The 14,205-nt window shown below is 56.5% G+C and carries 13 protein-coding genes; 11 read left to right on the top strand and 2 right to left on the bottom strand.

Going from position 1 to position 14,205, the window contains the following annotated elements; genetic code table 11:
* Nucleotides 1-33 precede the first annotated feature (33 nt).
* The 3 genes from ACEN42_RS10070 to ACEN42_RS10080 all read left to right on the top strand — a co-directional run bounded on the left by ACEN42_RS10070 (nucleotide 34) and on the right by ACEN42_RS10080 (nucleotide 2,369).
* Entirely contained in the window at nucleotides 34-1,119 is a 1,086-nt protein-coding gene (locus tag ACEN42_RS10070) for a tyrosine-type recombinase/integrase (protein ID WP_371879837.1), read from the top strand.
* 13 nt (nucleotides 1,120-1,132) lie between these two features.
* Nucleotides 1,133-1,510 (top strand): hypothetical protein, encoded by a 378-nt coding sequence (locus ACEN42_RS10075; RefSeq protein ID WP_371879838.1) that lies wholly within the window; start codon nucleotides 1,133-1,135, stop codon nucleotides 1,508-1,510.
* A 631-nt stretch (nucleotides 1,511-2,141) separates the two neighbouring features.
* Nucleotides 2,142-2,369 (top strand): hypothetical protein, encoded by a 228-nt coding sequence (locus ACEN42_RS10080; protein ID WP_371879839.1) that lies wholly within the window; start codon nucleotides 2,142-2,144, stop codon nucleotides 2,367-2,369.
* 880 nt (nucleotides 2,370-3,249) lie between these two features.
* Here the strand turns inward: ACEN42_RS10080 and ACEN42_RS10085 are convergent.
* Nucleotides 3,250-3,993, bottom strand: a complete 744-nt coding sequence (locus tag ACEN42_RS10085; protein ID WP_371879840.1) for a hypothetical protein — start codon at nucleotides 3,991-3,993, stop codon at nucleotides 3,250-3,252.
* Between the two features lie 1,084 nt (nucleotides 3,994-5,077).
* Here ACEN42_RS10085 and ACEN42_RS10090 point away from each other — a divergent pair.
* From ACEN42_RS10090 to ACEN42_RS10125, 8 genes are all read left to right on the top strand, one after another.
* Nucleotides 5,078-7,402, top strand: coding sequence for a phage tail length tape measure family protein (locus ACEN42_RS10090; protein WP_371879841.1), 2,325 nt, complete (start codon nucleotides 5,078-5,080; stop codon nucleotides 7,400-7,402).
* Nucleotides 7,402-7,716 carry a hypothetical protein gene (locus ACEN42_RS10095; protein ID WP_371879842.1) on the top strand — a complete coding sequence of 105 codons (315 nt, stop codon included), beginning with the start codon at nucleotides 7,402-7,404 and terminating at the stop codon, nucleotides 7,714-7,716. Before ACEN42_RS10090 ends, ACEN42_RS10095 begins: the two co-directional genes overlap by 1 nt.
* Nucleotides 7,717-8,037, top strand: a complete 321-nt coding sequence (locus tag ACEN42_RS10100; RefSeq protein ID WP_371879843.1) for a hypothetical protein — start codon at nucleotides 7,717-7,719, stop codon at nucleotides 8,035-8,037. It begins immediately after the preceding gene.
* A gap of 88 nt (nucleotides 8,038-8,125) precedes the next feature.
* Nucleotides 8,126-9,682 carry an HK97 family phage prohead protease gene (locus tag ACEN42_RS10105; protein ID WP_371879844.1) on the top strand — a complete coding sequence of 519 codons (1,557 nt, stop codon included), beginning with the start codon at nucleotides 8,126-8,128 and terminating at the stop codon, nucleotides 9,680-9,682.
* A 64-nt stretch (nucleotides 9,683-9,746) separates the two neighbouring features.
* Nucleotides 9,747-9,923, top strand: a complete 177-nt coding sequence (locus ACEN42_RS10110) for a hypothetical protein (RefSeq protein ID WP_371879845.1) — start codon at nucleotides 9,747-9,749, stop codon at nucleotides 9,921-9,923.
* A 1,259-nt stretch (nucleotides 9,924-11,182) separates the two neighbouring features.
* Nucleotides 11,183-11,554, top strand: coding sequence for a hypothetical protein (locus ACEN42_RS10115; protein ID WP_371879846.1), 372 nt, complete (start codon nucleotides 11,183-11,185; stop codon nucleotides 11,552-11,554).
* 351 nt (nucleotides 11,555-11,905) lie between these two features.
* On the top strand, nucleotides 11,906-12,277 hold the full coding sequence (locus tag ACEN42_RS10120) for an HNH endonuclease (RefSeq protein ID WP_371881106.1): 372 nt from the start codon (nucleotides 11,906-11,908) through the stop codon (nucleotides 12,275-12,277).
* A gap of 367 nt (nucleotides 12,278-12,644) precedes the next feature.
* Complete coding sequence (locus ACEN42_RS10125; protein ID WP_371879847.1) at nucleotides 12,645-13,430, top strand: hypothetical protein; 786 nt, start codon at nucleotides 12,645-12,647, stop codon at nucleotides 13,428-13,430.
* A 17-nt stretch (nucleotides 13,431-13,447) separates the two neighbouring features.
* Here the strand turns inward: ACEN42_RS10125 and ACEN42_RS10130 are convergent, their stop codons facing one another.
* Nucleotides 13,448-13,933 (bottom strand): hypothetical protein, encoded by a 486-nt coding sequence (locus ACEN42_RS10130; RefSeq protein WP_371879848.1) that lies wholly within the window; start codon nucleotides 13,931-13,933, stop codon nucleotides 13,448-13,450.
* Nucleotides 13,934-14,205: the final 272 nt, after the last annotated feature.

Raw genomic sequence — 14,205 nt, forward strand, 5'->3', positions numbered from 1 at the left:
CGAACTGCACACGAACTGCACACGGGTCTGCACATGGCATCCATCACAGAGTACAAAGGCGGCTACCGGGCCTTTGTCACCGTCAACGGCAAGCGAAAGACCAAGACCTTTGCTAAGAGACGCGAGGCTCAGGAGTGGGTAGCCCATACTGAAGTCGGTATGCGCAAGGAGGCGGACAAGCCCGAGGGGTCCCGGCACACGGTCCTAGAGATGCTCCAGCGGTACACCGCAGAGGTCACCGTCAAGAAAGAGGGTGCGCGGCCCGAAATGATGCGTATCAAGGCGTTCCTCCGTAACTCCCCTGCCCTTGCTGGCAAGACGCTGGAGGCCGTACGCACTCCTGATCTAGCAGCATGGCGAGACGCTCGATTGGCGGGCTTTACGATGGATGACGGGACCAAGGTAGACGCGGTGTCCTCGGCCTCGGTCCTGCGGGATATAAATTGGCTACGCAACGCGTTTAAGATTGCCCGCGAGGAGTGGCATTGGACGGAGGGCAACCCGTTCAAGGGTCTGCGTATGCCGCAGGAACCGCCGCCACGAGACCGCCGTATTTCCCCGTTCTCAGAAGTCCGCCCGCTTGTCCGTCACCTCGGGTACCGCACTGGAGTAGCCCCGGAGAGCAAGAGCCAAGAGGTAGCCCTCGCGTTCCTTATCGCGTTGCGCTCGGCAATGCGGGCCGGGGAGATATTGAGCCTTGGGGCCGCGTCTATCGACCTCGGTAAGCGCGTGGTCACGGTAGAACACAAGATGCAGTACCTAACGGGCCGTATGCGCTCGATCCCGCTCACGCGCCACGCTGCACGGTTGCTGCGCCCTATTGCAGGCCGCGAAAAGTGCTTTACCGTTTCCTCGGCCTCGTTGGATACCCTCTTTCGCAAAGCTCGGGATCAGTTGGCGGTGGCCCGCCCCGCCCTGCGCGAGATTCATTTCCACGACTCACGCGCCGAGGCCCTCACGCGCCTGTCCCGAAAAGTGGACGTTATGACGCTCGCTAAGATCAGCGGCCACAAGGACCTCTCGATACTCCAGAACACCTATTACCGCGAGACCGCCGAGGCATTGCGGCGCGGCTCTAGAGTCTGTTGTTATACTACAGGCAACTCACACCACACCTAAGGGACGTATGGCAATGCGTAAAAGCAAAGAGGTTCTAGAGTTAGAGGCCGAGGCGCGGCGCGAGGACGAGGCCGTCGCAGCGGAGGACCAAGAACGGGCGCGCAAGGCCGAGGCGCAGCGCATTGCGGACGAGATCAAGCACGGTATCACGCCCGATAAAAAGACCGTCCCTACGCAAATCCGCATCCTCCAAAGCCAGATTGACGACCTTAAGGTTATCAGCGGCATGGAGCGCACCAACATCAGCGCAATCCTGCGTCTCCTGATTGCGGACTACATTCTAGAGAAGCGCGAGGACGAGACTATCCGCCAAGCTCTCGATTGGGCCGAGGGCGGACGCCGTGCGATGGCAAAGTTCAAAGCGGAACAGGACGCAAAGAAAGAGAAATGAACCGGATAGAAATTCACTCCGACAAGAGCTAATCGGAGATTTTTCTACTTTTTAGTGTAGTGACAGTTGCTGTAGTGTCTGTTGTCCGATACTATCCTTTCCGTAGTGAGCAGCAAACGAGACGCCCGAGCGATACAGGGTTGAGAGGCTACCGAGATAACCGCAAGGGCCTAGAGGTCGCTCTAGGAGGCTGGAGGAAACAACGTAGCGGCAGGTGATGACAGGGACGCTCCCCACGTTAGTCAGGCACCGCCCAGGCAGAACCGCAAGCGAGGTAACCCTCCCCGGCCTGCCCTGGTTAAACAACCCTACGGGGTTACGCAAGGCGGCTCAACGAGTCCCCTTACCTAACCAAGGAGGATCATATGGGCAGCAAAGCAAAACGAGCAGCGCGCGAGGCAGGTTGGAGAGCGGGATTCCGGGCCGCACCCGCCCGCACAAGAGCACCGGCAAGACTGGACGTTCCGAGCGTCACGAGCGAAAACGCGGGGTACTCGGTAGCAGCGGCAAACCTACCGGAGATTATCCGGGTCCGCCCGGACGCCACCGAATACAGCAGCACACGAAACTACGTCCGACCGCAGTAACCGATCGAATACGAACAGAACCGCCGCCGAACCGAGGACAGACCATGACCACGCGCCTTATCATCCGCACCGCCGACACCTCCCGCGCAAACTGGAAAGCGCTGCATTACGCCCTGCGCGGTCAGGGTTTGGAACTCCACCGCTACCACGCGGGGATTGTGGACGGCGGTATGTGCGTCGTGGCCGATGCGTACCACCCGGACGGCACCGAGGAACAACGCGCACGGCAAGCTCTCGCGGCCCTGCCCGCCTCGCTCACTGTGCTGCACTGACGTGCCGAGGCGGCTGTGAGGCCTGCCCGGCTTGATGCTCGCGGCGTCGAAATTAGTTCGTAACACAAAGTACTGGCAAAGCTCAGACAAGTAGTTTAGGATTCTTTCCCGTAGCACGCAGCAAACGAAGTTGAGCCGTAGCCGGGGCCTGATACCGACTCGCAGCACAAACGCTATCAGTAGCTAGCCGTCCGACGCTGGGACGCAAAACCAAGCCGAGATATACCGCTGTCAGTAGCAAGCCGACCGCCAAAGGCTTTAACGTGTGATTGAGTAAGCAGCAAGCTACGTTAGACGCCCAAGGGGAATGTGAGCCTAAGGGAAACTAGATAGCAGCAAGGACGAGTACGGTCTCCTCAACCGGAAAGGGCTAAGCCTTGGCGAGTATCGCAAGTGGGACTAAAGTCTCCCCGAACGCGCCAAGTAAATAAATCCACCTCTCAAGATACGCGCAAGCTCCACGCCCTCGCGGGTGCTGGGGCTTTGTTCGTTCTGGCGGCGCTTTCCTGCGTCGCTAACTCTCCGCCCGCGTTCTTAATCTATGCCAGCAGTAGCAGGGTTAGCCGTGGGCGATTTTGTTTGCGAGATACCTTATGCACGCGTGTACCATGCCACTATGTTCCGATAAGCCGCACGCAAAGGGGCTATGCAAGCGATGCTACAACAAACAGTACGCGCTTGCCCTCCCGGATGCCTACGTGCGGCGCGTGGCGGACCTCTCCGCAGACACGCCCGCCGAACTTGTCGAATTACATCGGCTGATAATCCAAATTCGCAGAGAGGTTAGAAAGCGCAGCTAGCCGCCATCTGCCCGAATCCGAGCGCAAGCTCGGTACCCGCCCGCTTACGGCGTGTCCCTCCGGGGCGGGTTTTCTTTTTGTCAGTCCGTCTTAGCAATGCTTTTGGCATTAGGGGTACGTTGAAACATTTTCATAACAAACCCCCAAACAATGACAACTGCCCCAAAAATCTTAGGCACCTTGTCAATCATCTCCCAGACGTTTTTAACGACTCCAACTGACCTTTCTAAGAGATCCTTATTTGGTGCCGATGCTTGTTGTCGAATAGTCGCGGCGTCGCTGTGTAGTTTTTCCTGTACTTCGGGTCGTGCCGCTATTAACGATGGGGCCGACGACTGCTTGTAGACGTTGTAATAATATAATGTGGGAATTAATAGGATCACCAGAAGCAACGCGACAAACCACGCGGTCCACGCCCGCGCTTGTGTGCGGTCTGTTGGTTCTTGACGAGGGTCATCCAGAAACCCAGACGGCCAATTTTTTCGGAAATTGTTGATTTCCTTTTGTATCTGGCCCGCTAGCTTTTTTATTCTCGCTAACTCCTCAAGACCTTCAAGGTTGTAACGTTGCCCCTCTTTGGATATCTGATCGAGTGCGGGAAACACTCCGGAGAGTTGGCGGACGAGACTTTGTTTCGCGTCGTTAATCGGCGTTTCGAAAACATTGTCGGTTGGCACGCCTGCCCTGATGCGAACCGGTACTGCTGCCGGATCGATCGCTCGGACACTTTCTCGGGCTTTGGTAAGGCTCTCGGCTAGCCATTGCTCGTGCAAATCTACTGCCACCCCGCCAACGTGGGCTTTTTTGACGATTGCGTTTAGCAACGCGCAAGAGCCCGCATGGACTTCCCCGTACAGAACGGGGACGGCGGGGACAGGGCTAGTTTGAAACCTTTTTGGAACCTACCATCCGAATGGTTCTAACCAACGCTTCATCTACGATATCTAGGACTTTTTCCTGCTGGCCCGCGATAGTTGACATCGCCGTATCCCCGCAATTCGTCTTAGGGAAGTGAGTTATCTAAACGTTACACGCCTGTGGTCGAAACCGCCGTTTGCTCCCATTTAAGTTGTTCGCGCTGAAACATGCAAGTAAGGATCGACAGGTTGAGTGACAGCGCGGCGACTTGCATGGTGTCGTTACCTTAATTCCACAGCACCTTCATAAATTCCGGGCGCAAGCTCGGTACCCTGCCCACCTACGGCGTGGCCCTTCCCACGAGGGGTTCGTAGGCGGGTTTTCTTTTGTCGTTCTGTCTACAAACAGGAGTTACTAACTCATGAAACAAACACACGTCCCGGACGCGCCGTACGCGGACAGCCGAGTAATCAGCACGCGCATTCCGCCCGAGCTTCACAAGCAGTTGCGCGAATCCGCAGCGCGCCACGATTGCGCCGTCTCAGCGATTATCAAGACCGCTCTTGAGTCGTACATTAAGGGGGTCGCGCACTAATGGCGGACCAAAGAACTACCGTCAAAGTGACCGCCGATGCCTCAGGGTACACGGCAGAACTAGACCGCGCCCGGAAATCCGCGCAAGCTTTCCAACAAACGCAGGACCAAGCAGCACAGCGCATAAAGGTTGCTCAAGAGGCAATCGCAGAAGCGGCCACGAACGGCTCCGCCGGCTCGGCCCGTGCGATTAACTCCTTCGTTAGCCAACTCCAACGCACGGCGGCTACGGCGGGCCAAACGCAGGCCCAAATCCTACAACTCCGGGCCGCGCAACTAGGCGTTACGGACTCGGTATCCGGATACATTAACGCTATCCAACAAGCTAGCGAGCACACGCACCAATTCAACCTCAACACTACCGCCTCCCGGCGTGAGCTTATGGTGTTGGCCCACGAGGCCTCGCAAGGTTCGTGGTCTCGGTTCGGCGGGTCCCTTATGGTGCTCGGGGAGCAGATGGACGTTATGCGTTTGATTATGTCCCCGCTCGGTTTGGCCTTCACGGCTTCGGCAGGCGCGGCTTATCTGTTCTTTGAGAAAATACACGAAGGTGCAAAGCAAGCCGAGGCGTTCAATAAGGCTATCGCGGCTACGGGTGGGTACCTCGGGTTGTCTACCGAGCAACTCGTGGCAATGTCCAACGGCCTCGCTACCACGTACGCAGGCCTTAGCAACGCCCGGGAGGCTCTCGCGCAGGTCGCGGCCACGGGCGCATTTACTGCGGACAATCTCCAACTCGCCACACAAGCGGCCCTTGCTATGTCGTCCGATATTGGTATCGGTACGGATAAGGCGGCTGAGTCCCTCGCAAAGATTCAAGACGGCGTTATTAAGTGGCTTGAGGAGTATCAGAAATCCCACCACACATTCAACGCGGCGCAGATTGAGGAGATTGAGGGTTTTGTTAAGCTCGGGGACACCGCAGGCGCTACGGGAGTAATTATGCGGGGCCTCGTGGGCGCGCACGCGGACATTCAGGCGGACGCGGATAAGCACATGGGCGCGGTGCAAAAGTGGTGGACCGATTGGGCCAACATCATTGCGCGCGTCAAGAACGCGATTGCAGGTATCGGGGTCCCGGACGGTATCACTAAGCAGGTTGGAGACCAACTCGCGGTAGTTGAGGCCACGCAGCGCAATATCAACGATCAGCGGCGCATGGGTAACCTTGCGGCGGCCACGGCGGCGGAGCGGCAACTCTCCGTAGAAAAGCAAAAGCTAGACGTACTCCGTAACCAACAGGCCGAGGAGTTCAAGGCCCAAAAGGCTAAGGAGGCAGCGGCCAAGGGCGGAGACGCCAAGGTAGCCGTTACCTCGTACCTGAACTCGGACAAGTACGCGAGCCCCGGCCAGAAACATACCAATGAGCTTACCGCCGAAAACGAGGCTTTCGCTAAGGCTACCAAGGGCCTAGAAAAGAACAGCGCGGACTACCAATCGGCCCTCAAGCGGCACTACGACAACGTAGCAAAGATTGACGAGGACTACGCCAAGTCCACGCGCGGCCACCACAGCAACCCGAATACGGCTATCAACGGTGCCCTTGCCGAGGAAAAGAACCGTATGACGGCCATTGAGGCGGCGCGGCGGGACGCGTTGGCGCAGGCCAAGGCCGATTTTGATACGGGGCGGCTCCAGTATCAGGATTACTACGGCAAGGTGCGCGATATCAACGTCAAGGCGTACGACGAGGAAATTGCGATCCAGCAAAAGCGCGTGCAGCTTGCGGCAGGAAAGACGGAACTTGCCGCCCGCCAATCCGCTTTGGGTGAGTTGCAAAAGCTCCAGGCCGAGCGACTCAAGGCCGAGAACGACTACACCCGAGCTATTGCCGAGCAATTTAAAAAACGACAGGAGCAGGTAGAGAAGTACAGAACGCAGCAAGCGGCGGCGGTGCAACGTGTCTCCTCGGCGTATGAGGTGCAGGACGCAACACGGTTTATGACCTCGGACCAAGCGGCAGCGTTCGATGCTGCACTCCGGCTCCGCGAGTCTTTCTATCAGGCCGTGGCGAGCCTCAAGGAGGAATACGACTCCGCGAGGACGGACCAAGAGACGTACAACGCAAAGCTTGCGATTGCCTCGGACGGCTATAACGCGCAACTCTCGTTACTGCGGGACCACTTGGCAAGGGAGCAAGCCCTCCGGGAGAGCTTCAACGCGCAAATGGGCCTCCAGATTGTCCAGCTTAGCGGTAACGGCAAGACGGCGGCGCAGGTTATGTCCGAGGGTTTCGGGTCCGTGTGGTCTACGGCTAGCTCTCAGTTAGACGATTTTGTGACCAAGGGCAAATTTAGCTTTTCCTCCTTCACCTCCTCGGTGCTCGCGGACATGGCGAAAATTGCGCTCCACATGGCCGAGATGCAGGCATTCCGCGCTATCGGTTCGTCTATGGGCTTAAGCCTGCCCGGGTTCGCTACGGGCGGCCACATTAGCGGAGCGGGTACGGGTACTAGCGACTCGATACCGGCCATGCTCTCTAACGGGGAGTTTGTGGTTAATGCCGCGAGCACACGTAAGTACCGCTCGTTGCTGGAGTCGATTAACTCGGGCCAAGCGCAACACTTCGCTACTGGCGGTGCGGTAGGCTCGGGCGGAGGCGGCGGTACCTCGGTTACCAACCATGTGCAATTGAGCTTGGCGGGCAACGGCGGCGGTTTGACGCAGGAGGACCTCGTAGCCCTCGCCCCGGCAATACAGACCCTTATCGATAAACGCATTACCCAGCGGTTCATGGGACAGGGTGGGCTCCTGTACATGTCTCGTAACGGGCAAATCTGATGGCCGCCGGACTACGTATTTGGGACGCGTCCGGTAATTTGGTGCTGGACGCTTCCCACCGCGTTATGCGCTTTATCGGCATGAAGCAACTCGCGGGCGGCCTTAACGACGGCGTACAGGATGACCGCATGAAGCAAGGCGGCTTTATCTCCGTGCAACCGGACTCGTACATAGGTTACCTCTCGGGCGGCCTTATCCACCCAACCTTTTCGATTGACACGACTACCGGTACGGTTTCGTGGTCGTGGGCGTCGAAAAATTCAGCAACCTATGACACTTACGTACAAGGGTACGTCTACTACGGAGCTTACTAATTGATTAAAAAGGATTTTGTAACGCCCTCTACGGGCGCGGTTGCGACGGTGCACGTGGTTACTCAGGTGCAGATTGATTACGCCGGTTCCAATCTCACGACTGCTACCGTTTCGTCTTTCCTTTCCGCCGAGGCATACGCGGCGGGTAAGTGGGCCTTGTACACGCAGGCAATCCCGATTGAAGGCCTGCCCGCTGCGGGGCAAGACCCGAGGGATTACGCCGAGGATAAGCTCGTTGAGGCCATGCCGGACGGCCAAGTTACCGCCTACGCAAATCGCTACGCGCTTGCAGGCGGGGAAATCGTAGCAACCTCGGCCTAACGGCCTTACCCGTAGGCGGCCCGCCGACTGATCCAATGGGCTAGTCGATGAAATTCCGGATCGTTATCTACAATCTGCTTAGGAGTACATGAAAACCAACGCATTTTCCGCAATCACAATTAAGACCGTCCGCGAGGAACGGCGCGAGATTGAGGGCATGGCGAGCACCCCAGCTTTGGACCGGGTTAAGGACCGAGTGGACCCTATGGGCCTCCGGTTCGCAAAGGAGGTTCCGCTCCTTCTGAATCACGATCATGCAAGCCCTGTAGGGACCGTCCAGTTTGGTACGCCTACGGCCCGAGGTCTCCCGTTCAAAGCGACTATCCCCAAGGTGGACGAGCCGGGAACGGTGCAGACGAGGACCAACGAGGCTTGGCACAGCGTTAAGTCCGGCCTTATCGAGGGCGTGAGTCTTGGATTTCGGCCTATCAAGTCGGAACCAAACGCGGACGGTGGTCTTAACTTCAAATCCGCAGAGGTACACGAGCTTTCCCTCGTAGCGATCCCGGCGAATCCCGAGGCGTTCATTAGCGCATTCAAGAGCCTCGGCATTGAACCGCGAGCCGTAGAGCACGCACCACCGAGACCCGTCGCGGCACCCGCCGAGACTAAGGCCGTTGTCCATCAACCGGCCCGCGCAGCAGTTCAAATCAACCACATCAATAAGGAAGTAACCGATATGCAGAACACGAACCACAACATTTTCATCCGCCGCCTGATTCTCCGCGCAATTACTGGTGGTAACGAAACTCAAGGCGCGGCGTACGCTGAAAGCCGATGGGGTGCGGCGGCAGGTATCAACAAGGTAGTAAAAGCCCTCGAAAACCCGATGGGTATGGAGAACACAGGCGTGCTGGCTGCGGAAACCTTGAGCCGGGACCAGTTCGTCCAGGCTGTCTTTAGCAACTCAATTCTCGGCCAACTCCAAGGTCTTACCCGCGTCCCCGCGCTTGCCCGTGTGAACGTGGAAACCGTGCCGATCACCGCTAGCTTTGTCGGTGAGCACATGCCCGTGCAGGCGTACCAAGGTGCGTTTGGCGTCACCCTGACTAACCAACGCAAGGTCGGAATTATCACGGTCCTCTCAGCAGAGCTTATCCGCATGTCCGGTGACGCGGCGGAGGCGCTCATTGCGGCGCAGCTTCAGCGTGCGTTGAGTCGCGGTCTCGATAAGGCATTCCTCGGCGGTCAGGCTCGCGACGGCGTTACTCCTACGGGCCTTGGTGCTGTGGCATCGCAGGCTGCGTCGTTTGCCGAAGGCTTGGAGGCGTTCGCTGGCGACCTTACCACCGCGAGCGTCCTCGTTAATCCGCTTACGGCAGTGCGCCTCCGCAGCGCGAGCGAAACGCAAATCACCGCCAAGGGCGGTATCTACTGCGGTATGCCCGCAATCTGCTCGTACAGTGTCCCGGTTGGTAAGTTGTTCGTGGTCGATGCTGCGCGGGTTCTCGCGTTCCTGGGGACCGCCGAACTGGACATTACAGCGGCGGGCATGTTCCCGGTCGATGATGGTACGGGCACGGTTACGCCCGTTCAGACGGGCATGTTCCAGTCGGGTCAGCAAGCTATTCGGGGTCTTCAGTATGCCGATTGGTCGTTCGTGGACGGCGCAGCATTCGAGACCGCTGCGCCGGTCTCGGCTTAAGCAGCAAATAGCGGTAAGACAAATCGGACGGCACCGTGCCGTCCGACCTAACTTAAGGATAACTATGAAATTCGAATACGTACTTGACGAGCACATGTCGGACGAATCGCTTAACACGTTCATCAAGGGTGCCGAGGCGGATAACACAAGTCTCCGCGCCGAGATTGCCCGCAATGATCGGCAAATTGCACAGGCCAAGCTCCGCCTCCTCCAACGCCAAATCGCGGAGTGCGACGAGTGAGCGGGCATTACTCGGACACGGCCTTTCGTTTGAGCTTGGCCGCATATGATCGTCTTATTGAGGGTGCAAAGCAGGCGGGAGTTCCGCTTGCGCGCTACTTCCGTATTAAGGCGTCGCAGTTGGTACGCATTGCAGACCCAAAGTTTGAGCTTGGCCGCATATGATCGTCTTATTGAGGGTGCAAAGCAGGCGGGAGTTCCGCTTGCGCGCTACTTCCGTATTAAGGCGTCGCAGTTGGTACGCATTGCAGACCCAAAGTTTGACGTCTCCGGAGCAATCCCCCACCGCCGCATCGACGTTGGTCTTTCTGAGCCGGTACTACAGGGCTTGCGCGACTTGTGCAGAGACCTAGACCTACCGCCCGAGGCGGCGGGCGAGCTTGTGGCGTGCGCGACATTCGCGCCGAGATTGCACGCATGAGTTACTTGAAGGACTACAACGCACAGCGGCGACACCTTAGCCGCTTGGCGCGTGCGCTTGACCTCCCGCTGTCCCGCCACAACGGAAAGCGCCGGGTACCGCTCGGAAATGACGAGCTTCGCGTTTCCATCCACGATGCCTGTCTCGGACCGGATTGGAATGACGTAACGGACGGCCAGAATGCTGCACAGATGGACCTCAGACTAGGCCGCATGGTTGACACGGTGCATATGCGGAACGGGTACGAGTTGGCCGTAGCTCAGGCATGCATCCGCGCGGGAAAGCACGAGGTCCGTATGGCGCGGGCGGGTATGGCAATCCTCCGAGATAGCAAAGGCCGCAAGGTTTTCCGACCCACGACCCACGCCCACCGCATGGCCCGGTTGCGGTCCGCTAGCGAGTTCTACGCGCTGGCTCGGGAGTATCAGAGCAAGCATGAGGAAGCCCGCCGTGCGCCAGAGCAACGATAACAACATCTGTCCAACCTGTGGGGAGCGCTTCCGCTCCTCGCGGGCGTTCGACGCGCATCGAACCGGCCCATACGGCTCTGTTGGACCGGGCGGCGGCTATCTGCCCTCTCAGAGGCGTTGCAAAACGATCCCTGAAATGGAAGCCGATGGAATGCAACAGAATCGACGGGGATTGTGGATTACTAAAGCGTTCGGAATGCCGCTCCATTTGCACCAGGGGCGGACGCGGGGGCTGAGGTAATAGGCGAGTAGCCGGGAGGAATTCCGGCCCGTTCTAGCCTCGTGCGCGTTGCGCGCGCGCACAAGAGAAGTCAGCTATCGTTGTTGATGCCCTGCACTATCGCGCGCAACTAAGTTGGGGGGGGTAGCATGGACAACGACTTCAAAGAGACAGTGGCGGACCCGAATCTCTACCGGTCATGCTTTGAATTGGTCTACGCCGCCTGCGCAATTCCCGCTTTTTTTCTGATTATCGATTTATGGAGAGGAAGCCCTCAACTTTTTCATCGATCGGGCGCACTTGCGTTATTTTTGGTTGCTGTTGCGCAATTTAAACAGCTATCCAAATTTCGCAATAAGTTGCTTAAAAATCTCATAGAGGTTAAGGAAGATAAGAAAATAAGCCTTCTGTCGGAGGACTATTCCGCTTTGGAGTGGCGTATTTTTTCTGTCGGACTATACGGAACGCTTGTGACAGCCTACGGCGATGTGTTGGTCAATTGGATACTTTCCGTCAAGTAAAGCCTTAATCTTGCTAACGCCAATCTGCGCTATTTTGCGCCCAGAGCTTAATCTCTACTTTTATTTGGACTTAGCGATTTAACAAGTCTGACCGGTCGGATTCGAGGTCGAATTGCTTAAGATTTCAGCATACCCCCCGGTAGTTGTATCAGGATTAGGCCGCAATAGATAATCCTATGGCTGAGTGTTGGTATATCACAACATCTAACCGACCTGCCTAAATATCGGACGTTCTATAGCCCTCGTCATGCTTTGGCCAAGTACTTTTATAAAGTTATGGTCGAGCTTGTAACTAATCAAGGATTAACAATGAGCGAATGCGATAAGCACCCGCAATGGCAACCTGTGGGCATGGAGTGGCGCTGTCCGCACTGTGCAACCGATAAGCCAGTTAGCACTACGGTTACCAAGCGTAGAGGTAGGGTGGATTATGGCAGTCCAGATAAGCGCCTTAGCGGTTCGGCACGCCTTAAGCGTAACGACCGGATCAGAGAGCGGGACGGATTTAAGTGCAGACGTTGCAGCGTTGTCGTTAGACGTGGTGAAGTTGACCACATTATCCCTTTGAAGGACGGCGGTACCGAGGATGATAGTAACTGTCAATTGCTGTGCACTAGCTGTCACGTAGACAAGACTAATAGGGATATGGGCTACAAGGTTAAGTACGGAGCTAACCTAGACGGTACGCCTAAAGACATGGGCCATCATTGGAACGAGGATTAGCCCGTGTTCTACGAGTCATTACCGGATGACTTCTGGATTTGGTATGAATCGGTCAGGGCCAAGTCCTCGGACATTATCAGCCTAACCAACAGGGTGAAACGTAGACAGATATCCATCGACTACCTAGACCCGGTGGGCACGCCGAGACGGGACAAGTTCTTTGTAGACCCGGCCCGTAACACAGAGCACAGATACCTAGTAGAACATGGTGTTTGTCAGAACTTGTTACCTGTAATAGTTTTCGGTACCTCGGCCCTTACTGGACAAGGGTTTGCGGGTGATTAGCCGCTGTTTTCCGACTTGTGACAGGTAACAGTTTCTGCGATTCTTGGAGCTCACATAAATTACATTATCGTAAGGAAACGTATTGACACGGACATTTAAGACGCTGACCGGGGTCAGTGCGCAGCACAACCTTAACGAGCAAGCGAATAAAGCAGAAGCGCAGGCCGCACAGTTAGGCGTCGACATAACCGCTAAGGTTACCGTTTATGAGAATGACGGTTCTAAAAATTGGGCCGGAGAGCTTGCGTGCTATCTTTGCGAGCATCCAAAGGATGCAAGTAAGACACGGGCCGAGTTAGCTCTAATCGTTCAATCGTTGCTCGGCGTGAGTAAATTCTCGGCTAATCGGCTGAGTATGCCCTCCGCTTTAGGAGCGAAAGCAAAGGAGATATTCGTTATTCCGGTCCTAAAGGCTAACGGTTACGGCGTTTCTCAGATAAACACAGGAATGGACATTGCCAAAACTATCGTGGCCGGTAAGACGGGCCTGAACGTTATCTCGCTGGATTCGAAGATTAAGGTAGAGCTGGACGGTATCAGCGTTTTTGATCCTCGCAAAATCCGGCCGAGTACTACGCGCAGCGGTGGTTCGGACGGATGGACTAAATACCCGTATGTTCCGGACCCGAATGCTAGTACCGCGTTGCTTTGGCATCGGGTCTTAGTGCAAATGCCGAACCGGGCTATACGGCTAGTGGATTTTCTCGCGGTTCGGGGAATGGGTATTAACGAGTTCGCCACGTTGGACGAGGCCGCGCACTCCCTAGCAAGTGCCCGCCAATCGAGCAAGCGGGCCGGACTAATGGCCGCCACAGCGGAGACCGTAAAACGGGTCGAGGAACGAGCTAAGCGAGTTATTGCGGCGTGACGTAGCCCGGCCCTCTATCACTTGCAACCTTTGTTTAACTTATCCACTTCCTCTTTTAAAGACTGCACATTCGTGCCGAGCGATTTTTGATGCTCCGCGATCTGCGCCTTGGTATCCTTAAGGATCGTACTTAGCGACTCACTCGCGCCTATAGGGTTTTGTTCGTTCACGTAGATCCGTTCGTAGTCAGCCTGATATTTGTTGAGGTCGGCTTGGAGCGATGACAAAGCGTTTTGCTCGTCGCGTACCGCTGTTGTCAGCGTGTCCACATGCGGAGATAGTATCTTGCAGTTCTCAATCGCGCGATCTGGGATTTCGAAATATTCAGTCTTGACGCCCCGCCCTAGCAGTAATTCGAACGCGAGAATGATAGTGAGCAAGACGAGGCAGACTGCAAGCGCACTGACGGTAACGAGCGTTAGCACGACTGCACCTTTCGCTATCCCGGTTCGCCAGTCTGTCGGAAGCCAGCCCGTGACTTTCCCAACAATCTGTTCCCACATGGCCCCCTCCTACACCAGTGCGTGCTACTCAAGGATAGGTCGGCTTATGCAGCGAATCCATCATGCCTTGCCGGGGACAGGGCGAGCGGTTCGAACTTACACCCAAAATTGAACACCTCGGCGGCCTGAAGCGTTCAACCCATTGATCACCCTGCACGCTCCTGAACGGAGAACATGACAGAACACGAAGCACTCGACATCGCGGTTAAGGCGGTTGCCCTCTATGCGGCCCGTCGTGACCACCCTTTATCGATCGTTCTTGGGGGGTATCC

This window comes from Caballeronia sp. S22 (assembly GCF_964261745.1).
Classification (GTDB): domain Bacteria; phylum Pseudomonadota; class Gammaproteobacteria; order Burkholderiales; family Burkholderiaceae; genus Caballeronia; species Caballeronia jiangsuensis.

Excerpts from the sequence above, each read along its gene's own strand:
- ACEN42_RS10070 (WP_371879837.1), top strand. The coding sequence starts at position 34 with ATGGCATCCATCACAGAGTACAAAGGCGGCTACCGGGCCTTTGTCACC.
- ACEN42_RS10075 (WP_371879838.1), top strand. The coding sequence starts at position 1,133 with ATGCGTAAAAGCAAAGAGGTTCTAGAGTTAGAGGCCGAGGCGCGGCGC.
- ACEN42_RS10080 (WP_371879839.1), top strand. The coding sequence starts at position 2,142 with ATGACCACGCGCCTTATCATCCGCACCGCCGACACCTCCCGCGCAAAC.
- ACEN42_RS10090 (WP_371879841.1), top strand. The coding sequence starts at position 5,078 with ATGGACGTTATGCGTTTGATTATGTCCCCGCTCGGTTTGGCCTTCACG.
- ACEN42_RS10095 (WP_371879842.1), top strand. The coding sequence starts at position 7,402 with ATGGCCGCCGGACTACGTATTTGGGACGCGTCCGGTAATTTGGTGCTG.
- ACEN42_RS10105 (WP_371879844.1), top strand. The coding sequence starts at position 8,126 with ATGAAAACCAACGCATTTTCCGCAATCACAATTAAGACCGTCCGCGAG.
- ACEN42_RS10110 (WP_371879845.1), top strand. The coding sequence starts at position 9,747 with ATGAAATTCGAATACGTACTTGACGAGCACATGTCGGACGAATCGCTT.
- ACEN42_RS10115 (WP_371879846.1), top strand. The coding sequence starts at position 11,183 with ATGGACAACGACTTCAAAGAGACAGTGGCGGACCCGAATCTCTACCGG.
- ACEN42_RS10120 (WP_371881106.1), top strand. The coding sequence starts at position 11,906 with ATGGAGTGGCGCTGTCCGCACTGTGCAACCGATAAGCCAGTTAGCACT.
- ACEN42_RS10130 (WP_371879848.1), bottom strand. The coding sequence starts at position 13,933 with ATGTGGGAACAGATTGTTGGGAAAGTCACGGGCTGGCTTCCGACAGAC.